Below are 23,347 nucleotides of genomic sequence, written 5' to 3'. Positions count from 1 at the left end.
GAAGCAATAGACTCGGTGGTCAGCCCGGCATTGGACGTGGTGTTTGGCCGCGCCCTCAAAGCCAGCGCCGGGGAATCAAGCACGTTCGCACTAGGAGACCACGTGAAGAGCACCGTCGAGCACCTGAGCCCGACGCGCGTCCGGATCAACGTCGAGGTGCCGTTCGACGAGCTCAAGCCGAACTTCGACCGCGCGTACAAGGCACTCGCCCAGCAGGTCCGCATCCCCGGCTTCCGGCCGGGCAAGGTCCCGGCGCGGGTGCTGGAGAGCCGCATCGGTCGTGGGCCCGTGCTCGACGAGGTCGTCAACGAGGCGGTTCCGGCCAAGTACCTGGAGGCTGTCAACAGCGACGAGCTGCGCACCCTCGGTCGCCCGGACATCGAGGTGACCAAGATCGAGGACGGCGCGGAGATCGCGTTCAGCGCCGAGGTCGACGTCCGCCCGGAGATCACCGTGCCCGCCTTCGGCGAGCTGTCGGTGAGCGTCGACGACGTCGAGGTCGCGGAAGAGGACGTCAACGAGCAGCTCGACTCGCTGCGCGCTCGTTTCGGCACCCTGACCGGCGTCGACCGCCCCGCGCAGGAGGGCGACTTCCTCAGCATCGACCTGTCGGCCACGGTCGACGGCGAAGAAGTCGAGGACGCCAAGACCTCGGGCCTGTCCTACGAGATCGGCTCGGGCCAGCTCGTCGAGGGCATCGACGACGCGGTGATCGGCGCGACCGAGGGCGAGACCAAGACCTTCACCACCAAGCTGGTGGCCGGTGAGTACGCCGGCAAGGACGCCGAGGTCGCGGTCACGGTGAACTCCGTCAAGGAGCGCCAGCTGCCGGAGGCCGACGACGAGTTCGCCCAGATGGCCAGCGAGTTCGACACCGCTGAGGAGCTCATCGCCGACCTGCGCGAGCGCCTGGGCCGGGTCAAGAAGATGGAGCAGGGCATGCAGGCCCGGGACAAGGTCCTGGACGCGCTGCTGGAGACCGTCGAGGTCCCGCTCCCGGAGAAGGTCGTCGAGCAGGAGATCGAGGTGCGCCAGCACGACGCGGTGCACCCGTTCGACCACGACGAGAAGGCCTTCGAGGCTTGGCTGGAGACCCAGGACAAGACTCGCGAGCAGTTCGACGCCGAGACCCGCGAAGAGGCCGAGAAGGCCGTTCGCACCCAGCTGGTGCTGGACACCATCGCCGATGAAGAGGGCGTGTCGGTCTCGGACGAGGAGCTGACGCAGCGGATCATCTACCAGGCGCAGCGCTTCGGCATGAGCCCCGACCAGTTCGTGCAGCAGGCCCAGGAGTCGGGCCAGATCGGCGCGCTGTTCGCCGACGTCCGCCGCAGCAAGGCGCTGTTCTCGGTGGTCCGCCAGGCCACCGTGACCGACGCGTCGGGCAACGAGCTGGACATGGACGAGCTGTTCGGGCCGCAGGAGGACGAGCAGGCGCCGGAGACCGTCGAGGGCGAGACCGCCGAGGTCGAGGCCGACGACGAGAAGGCCGAGTCCGCCAAGCAGTGACCCGGCTCTCGCCGGACAACTTGATACGCAAGCTCTAAGCGAACGTGGGCGGTACTGGGAAGCTGGTGCCGTCCACGTTCGTTAGGGTCGGTTGTAGCGGATCACCCGAGTAGGGAAGCAGGACATCACCTGCGGTCGCCGAGGACTCCCGGTGGTTCGTCCGGTCCATTTTGGAAGGACCGCCGACGAGCTCCGGGACGACCCGACCGACCAGGGTGGACAAGGGCCCAATGTGGGAGAAGGCAGGGGAGACGTGACGCAGCACCTGACTGTTCCGGCGTCCGACGCGCAGGCGCCGTCCATGCGGACGGGCACGAACGGACTCTCGCTCAACGACTCGGTGTACGAGCGACTGCTGCGCGAGCGGATCATCGTCCTCGGCTCCCAGGTCGAGGAGAACATCTCGAACCAGATCTGCTCGCAGCTGCTGCTGCTGGCGGCCGAGGACCCGGACCGCGACATTTCGCTGTACATCAACTCGCCGGGCGGTTCGGTCACGGCGGGCATGGCGATCTACGACACCATGGAGCTGATCAAGCCGGACGTGGCCACGGTCGCGATGGGCATGGCGGCCTCGATGGGGCAGTTCCTGCTCTCCGCGGGTGCCAAGGGCAAGCGCTTCGCGCTGCCGCACGCGCGGATCATGATGCACCAGCCCTCGGCCGGACTGGGCGGTACCGCGGCCGACATCGCGATCCAGGCCAAGATGTTCTCCAAGCACAAGGAGGAGATGGCCACCCTGATCGCGGGGCAGACGGGCAAGTCCGTCGAGACGATCATGACCGACTTCGACCGGGACCGGTGGTTCACCGCCGAGGAAGCCCGCGACTACGGGCTCGTGGACTACGTGGCGAGCGCGGCGAACCTGCCGACCAGCTGATCACCCCTCCCGCACCCGGACCTAGTTACGAGGAGTCACCCGTCGTGAACCCTTACCAGTCGTTGCAGTCCCGGTACGTGCTGCCGTCGTTCGTCGAGCGCACCGCGTACGGGGTCAAGGAGTCCAACCCGTACAACAAGCTGTTCGAGGAGCGCATCGTGTTCCTCGGCGTCCAGGTCGACGACGCCTCGGCCAACGACGTCATGGCGCAGCTGCTGTTCCTGGAGTCCGACGACCCGGACCGCGAGATCCAGATGTACATCAACTCCCCCGGTGGTTCCTTCACCGCGATGATGGCCATCTACGACACCATCCAGTACGTGCGTCCCGACGTGCGCACCATCTGCCTGGGCCAGGCGGCCTCGGCGGCGGCGGTGCTGCTGGCCGCGGGCACCGAGGGCAAGCGCCAGGCGCTGCCGAACTCCCGCGTGCTGATCCACCAGCCGTCCGTGGAGGGCATCTACGGTCAGGTCTCCGACCTGGAGATCCAGGCCGACGAGGTGCAGCGGATGCGCGACCTGATGGAGTCCTCCCTGGCCAAGCACACCAAGCGCTCCCAGGAGCAGGTGCACGAGGACGTCGACCGCGACAAGATCCTCACTGCCGAGCAGGCCAAGGAGTACGGCATCATCGACGAGGTCGTGCCGTACCGCAAGCTCTCGTCGCAGCAGTCCTGACGTGGCGTTTCCCGGGGGCTCGCGGGTCCCCGGGAAACGTTCCGGCAGCGTGAGTTCCGGTCGCGGGCACGCGGCTCGACGGGCGCCACGCCCGGCCGCCGGGGCCGCGACACGCCGAGCGCGACGCTGGTCACAGCACGCTCGGCGATGGCGGACACTGTGAGTCTCCCCGAACGCGGGGAACGACAGGTACCGTCGGAGGCACATACGGTCAGGCACGCCGTTCGGAGGGCGTGCCGGAGGGGACGGGGTCAGCGGTCATGGCACGTATCGGTGACGGCGGCGACCTGCTGAAGTGCTCCTTCTGCGGGAAGAGCCAGAAGCAGGTGAAGAAACTCATCGCCGGCCCCGGCGTGTACATCTGCGATGAGTGCATCGATCTCTGCAACGAGATCATCGAGGAGGAGCTGGCCGAGGCCGGCGAGGTCAAGCTCGACGAGCTGCCCAAGCCCGCGGAGATCCACGAGTTCCTCGACCAGTACGTCATCGGGCAGGACCCGGCCAAGCGCAACCTCTCGGTCGCGGTCTACAACCACTACAAGCGCATCCAGGCCGGTGAGCGGCGCGAGGCGCGGGGTGAAGAGGCCGTCGAGCTGGCCAAGTCCAACATCCTGATGCTCGGCCCGACCGGCTGCGGCAAGACCTACCTGGCGCAGACGCTGGCCAAGATGCTCAACGTGCCCTTCGCGATCGCCGACGCCACGGCGCTGACCGAGGCCGGCTACGTCGGCGAGGACGTCGAGAACATCCTGCTCAAGCTGATCCAGGCCGCCGACTACGACGTCAAGCGCGCCGAGACCGGCATCATCTACATCGACGAGGTCGACAAGATCGCCCGCAAGAGCGAGAACCCGTCGATCACCCGCGACGTCTCCGGCGAGGGCGTGCAGCAGGCGCTGCTGAAGATCCTGGAGGGCACCACCGCGAGCGTGCCGCCGCAGGGCGGGCGCAAGCACCCGCACCAGGAGTTCATCCAGATCGACACCACCAACGTGCTGTTCGTGGTGGCCGGCGCGTTCGCCGGGCTGGAGAAGATCGTCGAGGAGCGGGTCGGCAAGCACAGCGTCGGCTTCGGCGCGGAGCTGCGGTCCAAGACCGAGGTCGACACCGCCGACTACTTCTCCGACGTGATGCCCGAGGACCTGATCAAGTACGGCTTGATCCCCGAGTTCATCGGTCGTCTTCCCACGATGGCCAGCGTCACCAACCTCGACAAGCCGTCGCTGGTGCGCATCCTCACCGAGCCGCGCAACGCGCTGGTGAAGCAGTACAAGCGGTTGTTCGAGATGGACAACGTGGAGCTGGAGTTCACCAAGACGGCGCTGGAGGCCATCGCCGACCAGGCGATCCTGCGGGGCACCGGGGCGCGCGGTCTGCGCGCGATCCTGGAGGAGGTGCTGCTGCCGGTCATGTACGACATCCCGAGCCGCTCGGACGTGGCGAAGGTCGTGATCACCGAGCAGACCGTCCGGGAGAACGTCAACCCGACGATCGTGGCCCGCCAGGCGTCCCGCCGGGAGCGGCGCGAGAAGTCCGCCTGAGCTGTCACTTCGCGAGCGCCCCGTGCCGGATCCGGTGCGGGGCGCTTCGCTGTTCGGTCACTCGACACGGTCATTTCGGTCACCGCCGGGACACCCGGTGCCACGTCCTGCGCGGCCGCCGGGAATAGTTGATATTGGATGGGTGGCGACGACGAGTCCGGGAGTGCCTGCCATGAGCGAGATGCGTGTTGTGCTGGTGCACGGGATGACCGGTGCGGGCCCCTGGCACTGGCAGCAGTGGCTGGCGACGCGGCTCCGGGACCAGGGCGTCCACGTCGACGCCCCCGTGCTCCCCGATCCCGACCGTCCTGACCTGCGGCGGTGGCTGCCGGTGCTGCGCGAGCACCTGGCCGCGGTGCCGCCGGAAGCGGAGCTGGTGGTCGCCGCGCACTCCTGCGGCGTCGCCCTGTGGCTGCACCACGCGGCCACCGTCGGGCCCGAGGACCGCCGCGCGGACCGGGTCCTGCTGGTCGCCCCGCCGGACAGCGAGTGGGACCACCCGGACGCCCGCGACATCACCCCGTACCCGGTCGACGCCACCTCGCTGCGCCGCGCCGCGGGCGTGACCCGCCTGGTCGTGGGCACCGGCGACGCCTACCTCCCGATGCACCGCGCCCACGCCCTGGCCGAGGACCTGCAGGTCGAGATGGACGTCATCCTCGACGGCGGTCACCTCAACACCGACGCCGGCTACGGCCCCTGGCCGTCGGTCCTGCGCTGGGCCCTCTACGGCACGGCCCCGCTCCACGACCGCTTCGACACCGACGCCTACACCGCAGGCCGTTCCCAAGAACAACTCCGCCTCGTCTGACCTCCCCGAACAACCCCACGTCAAAAACCGCAACATTCATCGCGTCGAAAACCCCTGCATTCGTCGCGCGAAAACCGGGGTTTTTGACGCGACGAATGCTGGGGTTTTCGATCGGGGGACCGTCAGGGGTGGATGTGGCCGCCGATGAAGTCGACGAGTTCGGGGAGGGCTTTGCGGAAGTAGGTCTTGTTGTGGCGGCCCGGGCTGGTCGAGGCGTAGGTGGGGTGGGTGAGGCGGATGAAGCGGCGGGTGCCTTCGATGAAGCGGTCGGCGTTGCCGCACCAGACGCCGACCGGCAGGTCGCCGAGGGCGTGCAGGTGCTGCAGCGGATCGATGGAGCGCCACTCCGCCTCGTTGGTGAACGCGCGTCGCTTGCGCATCTCCCGCCAGCTGGTGTGCAGCGCGGGCGCGATGACGCCCGCGGTCCGCAACGGGTCGCCGAGCTCGCGTCGTCGCCTGGCGTAGACCAGGGCGCCGAAGCCGCCCATCGAGATGCCCGCCGCCGCGACGGGTTTGCCGAGCTCGCGCTCGGACAGCCACTGCGGGACCTCGTCGAGCAGCATGCTCATCGCGTCGTCACCGGGACGGCGATGCCAGTAGTTGTTCGGACCACCGTCCACCGACAGCAGCGTGAACGGCGGAATCCGCCCGGCCGCAACGGAGTTCGACAACCACATCGGCAGGCCGGCGACCGAGTCCAGCGCGTCGCCGAAGCGCCCGTGCAGCATCAGGCACACCGGCAGCCCGCGCGGGTCGATGCCCTTGGGGTGGATGACCACCATGTCCACGGCCTGCTTGCGGGCCTCCGAGTAGATCCGCTCCACGGAGACGTTCTTGGCCAGCGAGACGCGCTGCTCGACCGGAGCGCTGGTGCTGTCGGTGGTGAGGCCGAGTCCGGCCGCCGTGAGCCCGGCGGCCCCGGCCAGCAGCGCGCGGCGCGACAGGGCCCCGCCGATCGATCTCCGGTTCGGCAATCCAGTCCTCTCGTCGAACACCTAGCGCAATCATCCCAACTCGGGAACGCGCGCGTCACGCGGATTCGGCGATCGTCACCCGCTCCGCTCCGGTGTAGACGTTCATCGAGGACCCGCGCAGGAAACCGATCAGCGTCATGCCCTGCTCCTCGGCCAGCTCCACCGCCAGCGACGAGGGCGCCGAGACCGCCGCGAGCACCGGCGCACCGGCCATCGCGGCCTTCTGGACCAGCTCGAACGAGGCGCGACCGGACACCACGAGCACGCAGCCGGCCAGCGGCACCCGGCGCTGCATGAGCGCCCAGCCCATCACCTTGTCCACCGCGTTGTGCCTGCCGACGTCCTCGCGCACCACGAGCGGCCGTCCGTCCGAGGTGAACAGCCCGGCCGCGTGCAGCCCGCCGGTGGAGTCGAACACGCGCTGGGCCGAGCGCAGGGCGTCCGGCAGTCCGATCAGGGTGGTCGAGTCGACGCGCGCCGGGTCGGTGGCGGGGGAGTGGCGGGTGCGCAGCTTCACCGAGTCCAGCGCGGCCTTGCCGCACACGCCGCAGGACGAGGTGGTGTAGAAGTTGCGCTCCACCGAGGCGTCCGGCATCGCAACGCCCGGGGCGAGCGCGACGTCGAGGACGTTGTAGGTGTTGCGCCCGTCGGGGCCGGGGCTGTCGCAGTAGCGGGCGGTGGCCAGCTCCCCGGCGTCGCCGATGACGCTCTCGGTGAGCAGGAAGCCGTGCGCCAGCTCGACGTCGTGGCCGGGTGTGCGCATCGTCACCGACAGCGGCTTCCCGTTGACCCGGATCTCCAGCGGTTCTTCGGCGGCGAGGGCGTCCGGCCTGCTGCGATGTCCGTTCGAGGCGATCCGCAGAACCGGGCGTCGCACCGTGACACGTCCCATCACGCCTCCTCGGAACTTTGTTTCAAATCGAATGAGATGCCTCGTTCCGGGCCGTCCTCATCAGTATGCTCGGCGAGCTTTATCAACGTCGCGAAGCCGGGAGGCCCCATGGTTTCAGGCCTGCTTTCACCCAGTCGAATCGTCGCTCCACCCGACTGGAGCAGGTGGCTGATCCCGCCGGCAGCGCTCGCGGTGCACCTCGCGATCGGGCAGGTCTACGCGTGGAGCGTGTTCAAGCCGCCGCTGGAGGAGTCCCTGGGCCTGTCCGGCACGTTGAGCGCGCTGCCGTTCCAGCTGGGCATCGTGATGCTCGGCCTGTCGGCCGCGGTCGGCGGCACGACGGTCGAGCGACGCGGCCCGCGCTGGGCCATGGCGGTGTCGGCGACCTGCTTCTCGCTGGGCTTCCTGATCTCCGCGCTGGGCGTGGCGCTGGGCCAGTACTGGCTGGTCGTGCTGGGCTACGGCTTCGTCGGCGGCATCGGCCTGGGCATCGGCTACATCTCGCCGGTGTCGACGCTGATGAAGTGGTTCCCGGACCGCCCGGGCATGGCCACCGGCATCGCGATCATGGGCTTCGGCGGCGGCGCGCTGATCGCCTCGCCGTGGTCGACGTCGATGCTGTCGGCCTTCGGCGAGGACCGCTCCGGCATCGCGCAGACGTTCCTGGTGCACGGCGTGGTCTACGCGGTGTTCATGTCGCTGGGCGCGCTGCTGGTCCGCACCCCGGCCCCGGGCTGGAAGCCGAAGTCGATGCCCGAGCAGGTCGCCAAGCCGATGATCACCACGGCGAACGTGACCGCGAAGAACGCCCTGCGCACCCCGCAGTTCTGGCTGCTGTGGATCATCCTGTGCTGCAACGTGACCGCGGGCATCGGCATCCTGGAGAAGGCCTCGCCGATGATCGTGGGCTTCTTCGCCCACAGCGCGACCCCGGTGGCCACCGGCGCGGCGGCCGGTTTCGTGGCGCTGCTGTCGCTGACCAACATGGCCGGGCGGTTCGTGTGGTCGTCCACTTCGGACATCGTGGGGCGGAAGAACATCTACCGCCTCTACCTCGGCGGCGGAATGCTGCTGTACCTGGGCATCCTGCTGTTCGGTGCGACCGGCGTCCCGGTGTTCGTGCTGTGCGCGATCCTGATCCTGTCGTTCTACGGCGGCGGTTTCGCCACCGCTCCGGCGTACCTGAAGGACCTGTTCGGCAGCCTGCAGGTCGGCGCGATCCACGGCCGGCTGCTCACCGCCTGGTCGGCGGCGGGCGTGCTCGGGCCGCTGATCGTCAACGCGGTCGCCGACTCGCAGGAGGCGGCGGGCGCCCAGGGCCCCGACCTGTACGCGGTCTCCCTCTACATCATGATCGGCCTGCTCGTCATCGGCTTCATCGCCAACGAGCTGATCCGGCCGGTCAACCCGAAGTTCCACGAACCGGCGAAGGGAGCCGAGCAGTGAGCAGCGTGAACCGCCAGATCCTCCTGGTCGTCGCCTGGCTGTGGGTGGGCGTCCCGTTCCTCTACGGCCTCTACGAGCTCATCACCAAGGTCACCAAGCTGTTCACCGGCTGACCTGCGAACACCGGAGGGGCCCGGCTCGTCGCGAGCCGGGCCCCTCCGCGTGCCGCGCGTCACGTACCCGCTGGTCGCGACGGGTGGTATGCCCGGGCGAGCCGCCGTTCGGGCACTCGTAGAATCCGACGTGTGACACAGACCCATGCAGCCGCAGCCAACCGTGAACTCCCGTCGACCTGGAACCCGGCCGACGTAGAGGCCGAGCTGTACGAGCGCTGGGTAGCCGCCGAGTACTTCACCGCCGATCCGAACAGCGACAAGCCGCCGTTCTCGATCGTCATCCCGCCGCCGAACGTCACCGGCAGCCTGCACATCGGCCACGCCTTCGAGCACACCCTCATGGACATCCTCACCCGGCGCCGCCGGATGCAGGGCTACGAGGCGCTGTGGCTGCCGGGCATGGACCACGCCAGCATCGCGGTGCAGGCGCTGGTCGAGAAGCAGCTGCGCGAGGAGGGCGTCGACCACCGCGAGCTGGGCCGCGAGAAGTTCCTGGAGCGCGTCTGGCAGTGGAAGGAGAAGCACGGCGGGGCGATCCTGTCGCAGATGCGTCGCCTCGGCGACAGCGTCGACTGGTCCCGCCAGCGCTTCACCATGGACGACGGGCTGTCCCGCGCCGTGCAGACGATCTTCAAGAACCTCTACGACGACGGCCTGATCTACCGCGCCGAGCGGCTGGTCAACTGGTCGCCGGAGATGCGCACCGCGATCTCCGACATCGAGGTGGAGCACAAGGAGGTCGAGGGCGAGCTCGTCTCCATGCGCTACGGCGACGGCGAGAACTCGATCGTGGTGGCCACCACGCGCGTCGAGACGATGCTGGGCGACACCGCCATCGCGGTGCACCCCGACGACGAGCGCTACAAGCACGTCGTGGGCACCGAGGTGGAGCTGCCGCTGACCGGCCGCTCGATCCCGATCGTGCCCGACGAGCACGTCGACCCCGAGTTCGGTACCGGCGCGGTCAAGGTGACCCCGGCGCACGACCCGAACGACTTCGAGATCGGCAAGCGGCACGACCTGCCGATGCTGACGATCATGGACGAGCAGGGCCGCATCGCCCACACCGGCACCCGCTTCGACGGCATGGACCGCTTCGAGGCCCGGGTGGCGGTGCGCGAGGCGCTGCGCGAGCAGGGCCGGATCGTCGCCGAGAAGCGCCCCTACCTGCACAGCGTCGGCCACAGCTCGCGCTCCAAGGAGCCGATCGAGCCGCGGCTGTCGTTGCAGTGGTTCGTCAAGGTCGGCCCGCTGGCGCAGGCCGCCGGTGACGCCGTCCGCGACGGCCGGGTGGCCGTGCACCCGCCGGAGATGGCCAAGCGCTACTTCGACTGGGTCGACAACCTGCACGACTGGGCCATCTCGCGGCAGCTGTGGTGGGGTCACCGGATCCCGATCTGGTACGGCCCGAACGGCGAGGTCGTGTGCGTCGGGCCGGACGAGGAGCCGCCGTCGGGCGACGGCTGGCACCAGGACGAGGACGTCCTCGACACCTGGTTCTCCTCGGGCCTGTGGCCGTTCTCCACGATGGGCTGGCCCGAGCAGACCCCGGAGCTGGAGAAGTTCTACCCGACGTCGGTGCTGGTCACCGGCTACGACATCCTTTTCTTCTGGGTCGTCCGGATGATGATGATGGGCCTGTACGCGATGAAGGACCGCGACCCGGCCCAGGCCATCCCGTTCCAGACCATCGCGCTGCACGGCATGGTCCGCGACGCGCACGGCAAGAAGATGTCGAAGTCCGCGGGCAACACCGTCGACCCGCTGGAGTGGATGGACACCTACGGCACCGACGCGCTGCGGTTCACCCTGGCGCGCGGGGCCAACCCGGGCACCGACTCGCCGATCAGCGAGGAGTGGGTCTCGGCGTCGCGCAGCTTCGGCACGAAGCTGTTCAACGCCACCAAGTTCGCGCTGATGAACGGCGCCCGGCTGCCCGAGTCCACTCTGGACCGCGCGGCGCTGACCGACGCCGACCGCTGGATCCTCGACCGCGCGGACGCCCTGGTGTCCTACGTGGACGAGATGATGGAGGACTTCCAGTTCGCCAAGGCCACGGAGGCGCTCTACCACTTCACGTGGGACGAGTTCTGCGACTGGTACCTGGAGCTGTCGAAGGTCCAGTTCGACGGCACCGAGCAGCGCGCCGAGCTGACCCGGCAGGTGCTGGGCCAGGTGCTCGACACGCTGCTGCGGCTGCTGCACCCGACGATCCCGTTCCTCACCGAGACCCTGTGGACGGCGCTGACCGGCCGCGAGTCCGTGGTCATCGCCGACTGGCCGCAGGCCTCCGGCGCGGGCGTCGACACCGGTGCGGCCGACCGGATCGCGGCGACGCAGAAGCTCATCACCGAGATCCGCCGGTTCCGCTCCGACCAGGGCCTCAAGCCGGGCCAGAAGGTGGCGGCGCGGCTCAGCGGCGTCTCCGAGCTGGGGCTGGACGAGCACGTGCCCGCGGTGCGCTCGCTGGCGAAGGTGACCGAGCCGGAGGACGGCTTCACCTCGTCGGCCTCCATCGAGGTGGGGCTGGCCGAGGGCACCGTGACCGTGGAGCTGGACCTGTCCGGGGCGATCGACGTCGAGGCCGAGCGCAAGCGCCTGGCCAAGGACCTCGCCGCCGCGGAGAAGGAGCTCAGTGGGGCCGACAAGAAGCTCGGCAACGAGTCGTTCCTGGCCAAGGCTCCGGCCGAGGTGGTCGACAAGATCAAGGCGCGCCGCGAGACCGCGGAGGCCGACATCGCCCGCATCACCGCCCGCCTCGAAGCCCTCCCGCAGAGCTGACCCGCGTCCGGGGCCCTTCCAGGCGGAGAACCGCGGTTTTCGGGAGGGCCCCGCGGTGGCGGCGATCCTCACCAGGGGACAGTTTTAGCCATAATCACCCATGATCAATGTCCGTTATGTCCGGACAATTATGGCTAAAACTGTCCCGCTCCAGCGAGGTCACCACCGGGGCCGCGCTGCTCCGGGGATCTTCGGGTCGTGCGGGTGCGGGGTGGCGGCGACCTGGGGAGACGTAGACTTCGACTTCGGCATTTCCGTCGTCGCTAGGGGAGTGGCTACTTGACCGGCATGGATCCCGCCGCGCTGCACGAACTGCGCGTGGTGGAGGCCGAGCTCAACGAACGCTGGCCGGAGACCAAGATCGAGCCGTCGCTCGACCGCATCCGCGCGCTCACCGACCTGCTCGCCGAGCCGCAGCGCGGCTACCCGGTCGTGCAGATCGCGGGCACCAACGGCAAGTCGTCGACGACGCGCATCATCGACGCCCTGTTCACCGGGCTCGAACTGCGCACCGGCCGCTACACCAGCCCGCACCTGCAGCTGGCCACCGAGCGCATCGGCGTCGACGGCGCCCCGATCAGCCCGGAGGGCTACGTCGAGGCCTACCGCGACGTGGCGCCCTACGTGTCCATCGTGGACTCCCGCAGCGACGTGAAGATGAGCAAGTTCGAGGTGCTCACCGGCATGGCGTTCGCCGCCTTCGCCGAGGCACCGGTGGACGTCGGCGTCGTGGAGGTCGGGCTCGGCGGCAGCTGGGACGCCACCAACGTCGCCGACGCCAACGTCGCGGTGATCTGCCCGGTCGCGCTCGACCACGCCGAGTACCTCGGCACCGACCTCGCCGGGATCGCCCGCGAGAAGGCCGGGATCATCAAGCCCGACTCCGTGGTGATCATGGCCTCCCAGCCCGCCGAGGCGCAGCCGGAGATCATGAACCGGATCGCCGAGGTCGAGGCGACCGTGGCCCGCGAGGGCCAGGAGTTCGGCGTCCTGGAGCGCACCGTGGCCGTCGGCGGCCAGCTGCTCAAGCTGCAGGGCCTCGGCGGCGTCTACGACGAGATCTTCCTGCCGCTGCACGGCGAGCACCAGGCCCGCAACGCCGCCCTGGCGCTGGCCGCCGTCGAGGCGTTCTTCGGCGCCGGCGCGGACCGGCAGCTCGACGTCGACCGGGTGCGGGCCGGGTTCGCCTCGGTGATCGTGCCCGGCAGGCTGGAGCGCGTGCGCGCGGCACCGGCGGTGCTGGTCGACGCCGCCCACAACCCGCACGGCGCCCGCGCCCTCGCCGACGCGCTGAGCTCCGAGTTCTCCTTCCGCAAGCTGGTCGCGGTGATCGGGGTGCTCGGCGACAAGGACGCGCGCGGCATCCTGGCCGAGCTGGAGCCGGTGGTGGAGGAGCTGGTGCTGACCCGCAACTCCTCGCCGCGCTCGATGGACCCGGACGAGCTGGCCGGGATCGCGCTGGAGATCTTCGGGCAGGACCGGATCATGGTCGAGCCGCGGCTGGACAACGCCGTCGAGCAGGCGATCCAGCTGGCCGAGGAGACCGACGACCCCGGTGAGTCGGTGTCCGGCGGCGGTGTGGTGATCACCGGATCCGTGGTGACCGCGGGCGAGGCCCGCGCCCTGTTCGGCAAGGAGCCCGCGTGAACGAGACGGGAGCGGTCGTGGCCGAGGAATCGCAGCCCGAGAAGGGCTTGCCGGAGGCGCCGGAGGGCGTGCGCGACCCGTGGAAGGGCCTGCGCGGCATCATGGCGGCCACGCTGGCGCTGGAGTTCATCACGTTCCTGCTGGCGCTGCCGGTGGTGTGGAAGTTCGGCGGCGGGGTCTCCAGCGCGGGCTTCGCGATCGTCATCGCGCTGTCGGTGCTGATGCTGGTGGCGGCGTTCGTGCAGCGCCGCTCGTGGGGCCTGGGCTTCGCGCTGGGCCTGCAGGGCGCGATGATCCTGTGCGTCTTCATCCACCCGTCGATCGGCATCATGGGCGCGATCTTCGCCCTGATCTGGGCGTACATCCTGCACCTGCGCAAGGACATCGCCAAGCGGATGCGCGAGGGACGGCTCTACGACCAGCTCGGCCACCCTCCGGGATTCCCGGAGGGCAGCGACTGATCTCCCGGGTCAGCCGAGGTCGACGACGGCCCGGCCGAGGACCTCGCCGCGGTTGAGGGCGTCGAAGGCGTCCTGGACCTTCTCGAACGGGTAGCGGCGGCTGATGGCGTCCTGCGGGCGGAGGTGACCGCGCGCGACGAGGTCGAGCAGGACCGGCATGTCGCGGCGCGGCTTGGCGCCGTAGGAGCCCTTGATCTGCAGCTTGCGCCGGGCGATCGTGGCGAGGTCGAACTCGCCTGTCGTGCCCTTGGCGGCGATGCCCACGACCACGACCTGACCGCCCTCGACGACCGAGTCGCGGGCGACGTTGAACGTCGGCACCGCGCCCAGCGCCTCGAACGCGACGTCCACGCCGCGGCCACCGGTCAGCTCGCGGATCACCGCCGGGGCGTCCACCTCGGACGAGTTCACCACGTGCGTGGCGCCGAGCTCGCGGGCCGCGGTGAGCTTGTCGTCGCTGATGTCCACCGCGATGATCATCGACGCGCCGAACACCGCCGCCAGCTGGATCAGCGCCGAACCGACCCCGCCCGCCGCGACCACCGCCACGGTGTCGCCGACCTGCACGTTCGCCGCGTGCCGCAGCGCGCCGTAGGCCGTCATCGTCGAGCAGCCGACCGAGGCGACGTCGGAGAGCTCCACGCCGTCGGGCACCCGGTACACCGAGGTCACCGGGGTCACGCAGCGCTCGGCCATGCCGCCCTGGGAGTACATCCACACCGGCTCGCCGCCCGGGCGGTGCAGCCGGGTGTCGTCGTCGTAGAGCTTGCCCTGGGCGCGGTTGAACCGGAAGAACCGCTCGCAGATCTCCTCGTTGCCGCGCGAGCACTGCCCGCACTGGCCGCAGGGCATGATGAAGCTGGTCACGACCGGGTCGCCCACCGACAGCCCGCTGACGCCGGGTCCGAGCTCGGAGACCACCCCGGCCACCTCGTGGCCGAGCACCGCGGGCGTCGGGAACGGCAGCTCGCCCTTGATCACGTGCAGGTCGCTGTGGCAGGCGCCGCAGGAGCGCACGTCGATGGCGACCTCGCCCGCCTGCGGCGTCGGATCGTCCAGCTGCTCGATCCGCAGCGGTTCGTGGGCGGCGGTGTGCACGGCGGCGCGCATCGTGACCTCCTCGTCAGACCGGCCAGTCGGTTCGGCCGTGAAGTTATCGGTCCGGGCGGGCACGCACCAGGGCGCGCGCCGGAACGGCAAGTCGGCACCGAAGTTTCACCTAACCGTCGATCAGCCGTGAGCCGCGCGCGGCCTGGGCGGATTACAACCGGGCCCATGACCCCCGAGAACCTGTCCCGCCGCGCCCTGCTGCGCGGCGGCGTCGCCGGTGCCGGCCTGCTCGCCGCCGGCGCGCTGCTGCCCGCGCCCGCGTTCGCGCGCTCCGGCCGTCCCGTGCTGACCCACGGCGTGCAGCTGGGCGACCCGCGCCCGGACGGAGCCGTGGTGTGGACCCGCGCCGACCGCCCGTCCCGGATGTTCGTGGAGATCTCCGGCCGCCCGGACTTCCGGGACGCGCTGCGCGTCCCCGGCCCGACCCTGACCCCCGACACCGACGGCACCGGTGAGCTGCGGCTCTCCGGCCTGCCCGCCGGGGCCGAGGTGCACTACCGGGTCACCGCCGAGGACCTCGACGGCCGGGTGGCGAGCGAGGGCCTCACCGGCAGCTTCCGCACGGTCCCGCAGGACCGCGAGGACGTGCGGTTCCTGTGGTCGGGCGACGTGGTGGGCCAGGGCTGGGGCATCAACCCCGACCTCGGCGGCATGACGATCTACCGCGCGATGGCCGAGCGCCGCCCGGACTTCTTCCTGCACAGCGGCGACACCGTCTACGCCGACGGGCCGCTGGAGGAGTCGGTGACGCTGCCCGACGGCCGGGTGTGGCGCAACGTCGTCACCCCGGAGAAGAGCAAGGTCGCCGAGACGCTCGCCGAGTACCGGGGCCAGTTCGCCTACAACCTGCTCGACGAGAACATGCGCGCCTTCGTCGCGAACGTGCCGCAGCTGATCCAGTGGGACGACCACGAGGTCACCAACAACTGGTACCCGGGCGAGATCCTCGACGACGACGAGTACACCGAGAAGCGGGTGGACGTGCTGGCCGAGCGCGCGTTCCGGGCGTTCCACGAGTGGCAGCCGGTCCGCAGGCAGGACGCCGTCGACGGCCGCGTCTACCGCAAGGTCTCGCACGGTCCGCTGCTGGACGTCTTCGTGCTCGACATGCGCAGCTACCGCGACGCGAACTCGCCGGGCACGACGCCGGAGCGGATCCTCGGCGAGAAGCAGGCCCGCTGGCTGGTCGACGAGCTGGCGAAGTCCCGCGCGACCTGGAAGGTCATCGCCTCGGACATGCCGCTCGGCATCGTCGTCCCCGACGGCGACAACATCGAGGCCGTCGCCAACGGCCTGCCCGGCGTCCCCAACGGCCGCGAGGCCGAGCTGGCCCGGGTGCTGCAGGAGATCAGCCGCCGCCGGGTCCGCAACGTCGTCTGGCTGACCGCTGACGTGCACTACTCGGCGGCGATCCACTACTCGCCGGAGCGCGCCGCGTTCACCGGCTTCGACGACTTCTGGGAGTTCGTCTCCGGCCCGCTGCACGCCGGTGCCTTCGGCCCCAACGACATGGACCCGACCTTCGGCCCGGAGGTCGCCTTCGTCAGCGCCCCCACCCGCCAGGGCGCGTCCCCGCTGGAGGGCTTCCAGCACTTCGGCGAGGTCACCATCGACGGCGACACCGAGCAGCTCACCGTCGACCTCCGCAACCAGCAGGGCATCTACCTCTGGACCAAGACCCTCGACCCGCAGCGCTGACGTCCCGGGTTCCCACCTCGCCCGAGGCGTGATCGATTCGGGCCCCGGGAGGGGTGGGTTCACCTGCGTCGATACGCTTGCGGTCAATTCGGGCGCAGGGTCGTCTCGCCCGGCGCAACCGTGACGTGAGGAGAGAGAACGTGAGCGAGCGCACTCTGGTGCTGGTCAAGCCCGACGGCGTCGAGCGGGGCCTCGTCGGCGAGGTCATCAGCCGCATCGAGCGCAAGGGCCTGAAGCTGGTCGCGCTGGAGCTCAAGAACGTCGACCGCCAGCTCGCCGAGCAGCACTACGCCGAGCACGACGGCAAGCCGTTCTTCGAGAGCCTGATCGAGTTCATCACCGGCGGCCCGGTCGTGGCGGCCTGCGTCGAGGGCCCGAAGGCCATCGCGGCGTTCCGCCAGCTGGCCGGCGGCACCGACCCGGTCGAGAAGGCCGCCCCGGGCTCCATCCGCGGCGACTTCGGCCTCGAGGTCCAGTACAACCTGGTCCACGGCTCGGACTCCCCGGAATCCGCGGCCCGCGAGCTCAAGCTCTGGTTCCCGGAACTGGGCGCCTGAGCACTGACGCAGGGTGGTTTCAGCCGGGCGCGTCCCGGCTGGAATCGCCCCCGGTCGGCTTCGCGTCAGGAGACCTCTACCCTGGTCGCGTGGCTGTGGAGTCCGTTTTCGACAGGTTGGAGCCCTTGCTGCCGCGGGTTTCCAAGCCCGTGCAGTACGTGGGCGGCGAGCTCAACTCGACCGTGAAGGCGTGGGAGGACACCACCGTGCGGTGGTGCCTGATGTATCCCGACGCCTACGAGGTCGGGCTGCCCAACCAGGGCGTTCAGATCCTCTACGAGGTCCTCAACGAGCAGGAGGACGTGCTCGCCGAGCGCACCTACGCGGTGTGGCCGGACCTCGAGGAGCTGATGCGCGAGCACGACATCCCGCAGTTCACCGTGGACGCCCACCGCCCGGTCGGCGCCTTCGACGTCTTCGGCATCAGCTTCGCCACCGAGCTCGGTTACACCAACCTGCTCAGCGCGCTGAACCTGGCGGGCATCCCGCTGCACGCCACCGACCGCACCGATGATCATCCGATCGTGCTGGCCGGTGGGCACGCCGCGTTCAACCCGGAGCCGATCGCCGACTTCCTCGACGCGGCCGTGCTGGGCGACGGCGAGGAAGCCGTTCTGGAGATCACCGAGGCCGTCCGGCGCTGGAAGAACGAGGGCTGCCCGGGTGGCCGCGACGAGCTGCTGCTGCGGCTGGCCGAGTCCGGCGGCGTCTACGTCCCCAAGTTCTACGACGTCTCCTACGGCGACGACGGCGCCATCGCCGAGGTCGTGCCCAACCAGGAGCGCGCCCCGTACCGGGTGTTCAAGCGCACCACGATGGAGCTCGACGACTGGCCGTACCCGAAGCAGCCGCTGGTCCCGCTCGCCGAGAGCGTGCACGAGCGGATGAGCGTGGAGATCTTCCGCGGCTGCACCCGCGGCTGCCGCTTCTGCCAGGCCGGGATGATCACCCGCCCGGTGCGGGAGCGCTCCATCGAGGGCATCGGCGAGATGGTCCAGAAGGGCCTGGAGAACACCGGCTTCGAGGAGGTCGGCCTGCTGTCGCTGTCCTCGGCCGACCACTCCGAGATCGGCGAGATCACCAAGGGCCTGGCCGACCGCTACGAGGGCACCAACACCGGTCTGTCGCTGCCCTCGACCCGGGTCGACGCGTTCAACATCGACCTGGCCAACGAGCTGTCCCGCAACGGCCGCCGCTCCGGGCTGACCTTCGCGCCCGAGGGCGGCAGCGAGCGGATCCGCCGGGTGATCAACAAGATGGTCTCCGAGGAGGACCTGATCCGCACCGTCTCGGCGGCCTTCGCCAACGGCTGGCGGCAGGTCAAGCTGTACTTCATGTGCGGTCTGCCGACCGAGGAGGACGAAGACGTCCTGCAGATCGCCGAGATGGCCAAGGAGGTCATCCGCGCAGGTCGCGAGGCATCGGGCCGCAAGGACATCCGGTGCACGATCTCCATCGGCGGGTTCGTCCCGAAGCCGCACACGCCGTTCCAGTGGGCCTCGCAGACCGACCCGGAGACCATCGACGACCGGCTGCGCAAGCTCCGCGAGGCGATCAACACCGACCGCTCGCTGGGCCGCAACATCGGCATGCGCTACCACGACGGCAAGCCCTCGCTGATCGAAGGCCTGCTCTCGCGCGGTGACCGCCGGCTGGGCCGGGTCATCGAGCGGGTGTGGCGCGAGGGCGGTCGCTTCGACGGCTGGAACGAGCACTTCTCCTACGAGCGCTGGGTCGAGTGCGCCGAGGCCGAGCTCGCCGAGCTGGGCGTGGACCTGGCCTGGTTCACCACCCGCGAGCGCACCGAGAACGAGATCCTGCCCTGGGACCACCTGGACTCCGGGCTGGACAAGGAGTGGCTGTGGGCGGACTGGCAGGACGCCCTCGACGCCCGCGAGCAGGACGACTGCCGCTGGACGCCGTGCTTCGACTGCGGCGTGTGCCCGACGATGGGCACCGACATCGAGGTCGGCCCGACCGGGCGAAAACTGCTGCCGATCTCGCCGGTCGGACAGGGTTCGCCGGTCCGGAATCCTGCGTTCAGCAACAGCTGACCTGCACGTTCGCGCACGGCGGAAGCGTCGCGCGCGAACGTGCGCGACACCGGCGGCCAGGTACGGTCTGGATCGAAAACTTCCCGCGAGGTGCTTGTCACCGCGCGGTTGAGCAGGCAAGCATCGGCATCGTGAGCGGTCCTGGGGGACCGACGATGACGATCATGGTCGGGGAGGTATTCTGAGTCGGCGAGATCACCCCAATCCCTCGGCGCCGCCGGTGCAGAAGCTGCGCCTGCGCTACGCCAAACGGGGCAGGCTGCGGTTCACCTCGCACCGCGACGTGGCGCGCACGTTCGAGCGCGCGCTGCGCCGGGCCGGCGTGCCGATGGCCTACTCCCAGGGCTTCAGCCCGCACCCGAAGGTGTCCTGGGCCGGAGCCGTGCCCACCGGTGTGTCCAGCGAAGCCGAGTACGTCGAGCTGCAGTTAGTGGAGCGCGTCGATCCCGAGGCGCTGCGCGTCGAGCTGGACGCCGCTCTGCCGGACGGGATCGACCTGCTCACGGCGGTGGAGGCGCGTCCGGGCCCGCTCGCGGACCGGCTCGAGGTCAGCAAGTGGCGCATCGACGTGCCCGGCGTCGAGGTGGACGACCTGCGCCGGGCGGCCGAGCAGCTGATGGCCGCCGACAGCGCGCTGGTCGAGCGCATGACCAAGGACGGCAGGCGCACCATCGACGCCCGCGCCGCGCTGCTCAGCGCGGAGGTCCTGGAAGGTCCTCGGCCGATCGCGGAGCGTGATCAAAAACGCGGCGCGACCCCCCGGGTGGACGATTGGCCCGAGGCGTCCGCACCGTATGGGATACTCGTTACGGTCGTGCGGCAGACAACACCCGTCGTACGACCCGACGACGTACTGAGCGCCCTGCGTGTCGTCGCCGGTCTGGCACCGTCGGCCGCCGCGAGCGCGACCCGGCTGGAACAGGGTCGGCTCGATGACGGGGGAGGCATTGCCGACCCGTTGGCCCAGGACTCAGTCGGCGACCGGACTCCGGCGGGAGAGCCCGCGGCCGGGTGACGGACGGCGTGACGTCGTCGACCCGCCGTACGGCTTCCCGGCCTGCAGGTCCGGGGCGGAGGGACCACGAAGAATTGCCGTCGCTCGAGGGCGACGGAAACGAGAAGATCGCACATGCCTCTGTGCGGCCGCGTCCACCCGGACGCGCCCGGGGGCGGAGGAGCTGGATGTTGAACATGGACACGCCCGCTGGGAACAACGCCAGCGGGCAATCGCCCACACCCACCCAGGAGGAGCAGGGCACGATCGAGCTGCCCGCCAAGCTCCGGGTGCACGCACTCGCCAAGCTGCTGGGAGCCAGCAGCCGGGAGGTCATCAAGGCGCTCGACGAGATCGGTGAGCCGGTCCGCAGCGCCCAGTCGAACATCAACCGGGACCTGGCCCTGCGCGTCGTGCAGGTGCTGAACCCGGAGATGGTCGCCGACGACAGCGGCGAGGACACGGCCGAGACGCCTGCGCCCGCCGAGACCACCGGGGCCGCTGCGACCGCTGAGCCCGCTGGGACGGCCGAGCCGGAGCAGGCCTCCGTGCCCGCCGCCGACTTCGCCCCGGCACCCGCCGGTGGTCAGGACTCCTCGGCCGTCGGCCTGACGCCGCTGTTCGCGGCTCCGGAGGCCATGTTCCTGGCGCCGCAGGCGCCGGTGGAGGCACCGGCCGCCGCGCCGGAACCCGCCGCCGCACCCGAGGCCGCCGAGGCGCCCGCCGCCGAGGAGTCGACCTCGGAGGAAACGCAGACCGAGTCCGCCGACGGCGACGACGACTCCGGCGAGTCCGGCAACCGCCGCCGTCGCCGCCGCGGTCGCCGCGGTCGCGGCCGGGGCCGGGGTGCCGACTCCGAGTCCGACAACGGCGGCGAGGAGACCTCCGAGTCCACCCAGTCCGAGGGCGCGCAGGCCGACAGCGCCGGCGAGTCCGCGGAGGAGTCGTCCGAGGAGCAGCCCGCCGAGTCCGAGGGACAGGGCGAGGGCTCGCGCCGCCGTCGTCGCCGTCGTCGCCGCAAGGGCACCTCCGACGACGAGAGCGGCACCCGCGAGGACGACCCGCCGAACACCGTCGTGCACGTCCGCGAGCCCTCCGAGTCCTCCTCGCGCCAGGACTCCAGCGACGACGAGGTCCGCGCCGTCAAGGGCTCGACCCGCCTGGAGGCCAAGCGCCAGCGCCGCCGGGACGGCCGCGAGGCCGGTCGTCGCCGCGCACCGGTGCTGTCGGAGTCGGAGTTCCTGGCCCGCCGCGAGTCGGTGGACCGCAAGATGGTGGTCCGCCAGAACGGCGAGCAGACCCAGATCGCGGTGCTCGAGGACAACGTCCTCGTCGAGAACTTCGTGACCTCCTCGGGCTCCGGCTCGCTGGTCGGCAACGTCTACCTGGGCCGCGTGCAGAACGTGCTGCCCAGCATGGAGGCCGCCTTCGTCGACATCGGCCGGGGCCGCAACGCGGTCCTCTACGCCGGTGAGGTCGACTGGGACGCCGCCGGGCTCGCGGGCAAGGCCCGCCGCATCGAGCAGGCGCTGCAGACCGGCGACAGCGTCCTGGTGCAGGTCACCAAGGACCCGGTCGGCCACAAGGGCGCCCGCCTGACCACCCAGATCAGCCTGCCGGGCCGGTTCCTGGTCTACGTGCCGGGCGGCGGCGCCACCGGCATCAGCCGCAAGCTGCCCGACAACGAGCGCAAGCGCCTCAAGGAGATCCTCAAGCGGATCGTCCCGGAGAACGCCGGCGTGATCATCCGGACCGCGTCCGAGGGCACCAGCGAGGAGGCCCTCGACCGCGACGTGCGGCGGCTGCAGGCGCAGTGGGAGGTCATCAAGGAGAAGGCCGAGACCCCCGGTGCCAACGCCCCGCAGCTGCTCTACGAGGAGCCCGACCTGCTGATCAAGGTCGTCCGCGACCTGTTCACCGAGGACTTCTCGTCGATGACCGTCCAGGGCACCGACGCGTGGGAGACCATCGAGGCCTACGTCGGCCACGTCGCGCCCGACCTGGCGTCGCGGCTGGAGAAGCACGTCGGCAAGAACGACGTGTTCCACGAGAAGCGGATCAACGAGCAGATCGCCAAGGCGCTGGACCGCAAGGTCTGGCTGCCCTCCGGCGGTTACCTCGTCATCGACCGCACCGAGGCCATGACGGTCATCGACGTCAACACCGGCAAGTTCACCGGCTCCGGGGGCAACCTGGAGGAGACGGTCACCCGCAACAACCTGGAGGCCGCGGAGGAGATCGTCCGCCAGCTCCGGCTGCGCGACATCGGCGGCATCATCGTCATCGACTTCATCGACATGGTGCTGGAGTCCAACCGCGACCTGGTGCTGCGCCGCCTCACCGAGTGCCTGGGCCGGGACCGCACCCGCCACCAGGTCGCCGAGGTGACCTCGCTGGGTCTGGTGCAGATGACCCGCAAGCGGGTCGGCACCGGTCTGCTGGAGGCCTACAGCAGCACCTGCGAGCACTGCCGCGGGCGCGGGCTGATGGTCTCCACCGAGCCGATCAACCACCAGCACGGCAACGGCGGTGGCGGCAACGGCGGCGGCAACAACCAGAACGGCAACGGCGGTGGCCGCCGCAACCGCAACCGCGGCAAGCAGCAGGACACCGAGCAGCAGGCGCCCGAGGCGAAGGCCACCGAGAAGTCCTCGGAGAAGGCCGCCGAGAAGGCTCCCGAGCCGAAGGCGGAGCCGAAGCAGGAGTCCAAGCCGAAGGGCGAGGACAAGGCGCCGGAGCCCAAGGCCGAGCCGAAGGCGGAGGAGCGCAAGCCCGAGCCGAAGGCCGAGCCCAAGCCCGCTGAGGCGAAGCCGGTCGAGACGAAGCCTGCGGAGGCCGCTGCGCCGGTCGCCGAGAAGCCCGTCGCGGAGAAGCCGGTCGCGGAGAAGCCGCAGGCCGGCGAGGCTCCTTCGGCTCCGGTCGAGCCGAAGAAGGAGTCCGCCAACGGTGCCCCGGCGCGTCGCAAGGCCGTCCGGTCCGCCGGCAGCGCGGGTGCTCCGGTGCAGCCGCTGGTGGTCGCCAAGCCGGCCGCGCAGCAGTCCACGACCGACGCCCTGGCCAACGTCGAACCGGCCGCCCCGGTTCGCCGGACCCGGCGCCGCGCGGTCTCGCGCCCGTCCGGTCCGTCGGCGAGCGACCAGCCCGCCGAGAGCTGATCTGATCCGCGAGATGGCCGATCCGTTCAAGAACGGGTCGGCCA

At 70.2% G+C, this 23,347-nt stretch carries 18 protein-coding genes; 15 read left to right on the top strand and 3 right to left on the bottom strand.

What is annotated here, in order from left to right:
• The first annotated feature begins 102 nt into the window (after positions 1-102).
• The 5 genes from tig (at position 103) to BM424_RS21840 (ending at position 5,418) form a co-directional block, all read left to right on the top strand.
• On the top strand, positions 103-1,509 hold the full coding sequence (gene tig, locus BM424_RS21860) for a trigger factor (RefSeq protein ID WP_093421178.1): 1,407 nt from the start codon (positions 103-105) through the stop codon (positions 1,507-1,509).
• Between the two features lie 253 nt (positions 1,510-1,762).
• Positions 1,763-2,389 (top strand): ClpP family protease, encoded by a 627-nt coding sequence (locus tag BM424_RS21855; protein WP_093421175.1) that lies wholly within the window; start codon positions 1,763-1,765, stop codon positions 2,387-2,389.
• 44 nt (positions 2,390-2,433) lie between these two features.
• Positions 2,434-3,066 (top strand): ATP-dependent Clp protease proteolytic subunit, encoded by a 633-nt coding sequence (locus BM424_RS21850; RefSeq protein ID WP_093421173.1) that lies wholly within the window; start codon positions 2,434-2,436, stop codon positions 3,064-3,066.
• A gap of 260 nt (positions 3,067-3,326) precedes the next feature.
• A complete protein-coding gene (gene clpX / locus BM424_RS21845; RefSeq protein WP_093421170.1) occupies positions 3,327-4,607 on the top strand; it encodes an ATP-dependent Clp protease ATP-binding subunit ClpX in 1,281 nt (426 codons plus the stop codon).
• A gap of 172 nt (positions 4,608-4,779) precedes the next feature.
• Positions 4,780-5,418, top strand: a complete 639-nt coding sequence (locus BM424_RS21840; protein WP_093421167.1) for an RBBP9/YdeN family alpha/beta hydrolase — start codon at positions 4,780-4,782, stop codon at positions 5,416-5,418.
• A 122-nt stretch (positions 5,419-5,540) separates the two neighbouring features.
• Here BM424_RS21840 and BM424_RS21835 read toward each other — a convergent pair whose 3' ends face one another.
• Positions 5,541-6,392, bottom strand: coding sequence for an alpha/beta hydrolase (locus tag BM424_RS21835; RefSeq protein ID WP_217649792.1), 852 nt, complete (start codon positions 6,390-6,392; stop codon positions 5,541-5,543).
• A 55-nt stretch (positions 6,393-6,447) separates the two neighbouring features.
• A complete protein-coding gene (gene fdhD, locus BM424_RS21830; protein ID WP_093421165.1) occupies positions 6,448-7,284 on the bottom strand; it encodes a formate dehydrogenase accessory sulfurtransferase FdhD in 837 nt (278 codons plus the stop codon).
• 108 nt (positions 7,285-7,392) lie between these two features.
• Here fdhD and BM424_RS21825 point away from each other — a divergent pair, with 108 nt between their 5' ends.
• The 5 genes from BM424_RS21825 (at position 7,393) to BM424_RS21810 (ending at position 13,735) form a co-directional block, all read left to right on the top strand.
• Positions 7,393-8,730 (top strand): OFA family MFS transporter, encoded by a 1,338-nt coding sequence (locus BM424_RS21825; RefSeq protein WP_093421162.1) that lies wholly within the window; start codon positions 7,393-7,395, stop codon positions 8,728-8,730.
• On the top strand, positions 8,727-8,843 hold the full coding sequence (locus BM424_RS29900; RefSeq protein ID WP_425442045.1) for an MFS transporter small subunit: 117 nt from the start codon (positions 8,727-8,729) through the stop codon (positions 8,841-8,843). Before BM424_RS21825 ends, BM424_RS29900 begins: the two co-directional genes overlap by 4 nt.
• Positions 8,844-8,975: 132 nt before the next feature.
• Positions 8,976-11,627: a valine--tRNA ligase gene (locus BM424_RS21820; RefSeq protein ID WP_093421160.1), complete on the top strand. Its 2,652-nt coding sequence runs from the start codon at positions 8,976-8,978 to the stop codon at positions 11,625-11,627.
• Positions 11,628-11,915: 288 nt separating this feature from the next.
• Positions 11,916-13,274 (top strand): bifunctional tetrahydrofolate synthase/dihydrofolate synthase, encoded by a 1,359-nt coding sequence (folC, locus tag BM424_RS21815; protein ID WP_093421377.1) that lies wholly within the window; start codon positions 11,916-11,918, stop codon positions 13,272-13,274.
• Positions 13,271-13,735: a DUF4233 domain-containing protein gene (locus BM424_RS21810; protein ID WP_245776030.1), complete on the top strand. Its 465-nt coding sequence runs from the start codon at positions 13,271-13,273 to the stop codon at positions 13,733-13,735. The genes folC and BM424_RS21810 overlap by 4 nt, the downstream gene beginning before the upstream one ends.
• Before the next feature lie 9 nt (positions 13,736-13,744).
• On the opposite strand, the gene BM424_RS21805 is transcribed toward BM424_RS21810, so the two are convergent.
• Positions 13,745-14,845 carry a zinc-binding dehydrogenase gene (locus tag BM424_RS21805; protein ID WP_093421157.1) on the bottom strand — a complete coding sequence of 367 codons (1,101 nt, stop codon included), beginning with the start codon at positions 14,843-14,845 and terminating at the stop codon, positions 13,745-13,747.
• 165 nt (positions 14,846-15,010) lie between these two features.
• On the opposite strand from BM424_RS21805, the gene BM424_RS21800 reads away from it, so the two are divergent.
• The 5 genes from BM424_RS21800 to BM424_RS21780 all read left to right on the top strand — a co-directional run bounded on the left by BM424_RS21800 (position 15,011) and on the right by BM424_RS21780 (position 23,303).
• Positions 15,011-16,543: an alkaline phosphatase D family protein gene (locus BM424_RS21800; protein ID WP_093421154.1), complete on the top strand. Its 1,533-nt coding sequence runs from the start codon at positions 15,011-15,013 to the stop codon at positions 16,541-16,543.
• 140 nt (positions 16,544-16,683) lie between these two features.
• A complete protein-coding gene (gene ndk / locus BM424_RS21795; protein ID WP_093421152.1) occupies positions 16,684-17,100 on the top strand; it encodes a nucleoside-diphosphate kinase in 417 nt (138 codons plus the stop codon).
• Positions 17,101-17,189: 89 nt separating this feature from the next.
• A complete protein-coding gene (locus BM424_RS21790; protein ID WP_093421149.1) occupies positions 17,190-19,154 on the top strand; it encodes a TIGR03960 family B12-binding radical SAM protein in 1,965 nt (654 codons plus the stop codon).
• A gap of 220 nt (positions 19,155-19,374) precedes the next feature.
• Entirely contained in the window at positions 19,375-20,169 is a 795-nt protein-coding gene (locus tag BM424_RS21785) for a TIGR03936 family radical SAM-associated protein (RefSeq protein WP_093421148.1), read from the top strand.
• A 167-nt stretch (positions 20,170-20,336) separates the two neighbouring features.
• Positions 20,337-23,303, top strand: a complete 2,967-nt coding sequence (locus BM424_RS21780) for a translation initiation factor IF-2 N-terminal domain-containing protein (RefSeq protein ID WP_093421145.1) — start codon at positions 20,337-20,339, stop codon at positions 23,301-23,303.
• The last annotated feature ends 44 nt before the right edge of the window (positions 23,304-23,347 follow it).

It is taken from the genome of Saccharopolyspora flava (assembly GCF_900116135.1).
Lineage (GTDB): Bacteria > Actinomycetota > Actinomycetes > Mycobacteriales > Pseudonocardiaceae > Saccharopolyspora > Saccharopolyspora flava.
This window is presented reverse-complemented; position numbering and strand designations above follow the sequence as displayed.

Excerpts from the sequence above, each read along its gene's own strand:
- clpX (WP_093421170.1), top strand. The coding sequence starts at position 3,327 with ATGGCACGTATCGGTGACGGCGGCGACCTGCTGAAGTGCTCCTTCTGC.
- BM424_RS21805 (WP_093421157.1), bottom strand. The coding sequence starts at position 14,845 with ATGCGCGCCGCCGTGCACACCGCCGCCCACGAACCGCTGCGGATCGAG.
- BM424_RS21840 (WP_093421167.1), top strand. The coding sequence starts at position 4,780 with ATGAGCGAGATGCGTGTTGTGCTGGTGCACGGGATGACCGGTGCGGGC.
- folC (WP_093421377.1), top strand. The coding sequence starts at position 11,916 with ATGGATCCCGCCGCGCTGCACGAACTGCGCGTGGTGGAGGCCGAGCTC.
- BM424_RS21800 (WP_093421154.1), top strand. The coding sequence starts at position 15,011 with ATGACCCCCGAGAACCTGTCCCGCCGCGCCCTGCTGCGCGGCGGCGTC.
- BM424_RS21825 (WP_093421162.1), top strand. The coding sequence starts at position 7,393 with ATGGTTTCAGGCCTGCTTTCACCCAGTCGAATCGTCGCTCCACCCGAC.
- BM424_RS21780 (WP_093421145.1), top strand. The coding sequence starts at position 20,337 with ATGTTGAACATGGACACGCCCGCTGGGAACAACGCCAGCGGGCAATCG.
- fdhD (WP_093421165.1), bottom strand. The coding sequence starts at position 7,284 with ATGGGACGTGTCACGGTGCGACGCCCGGTTCTGCGGATCGCCTCGAAC.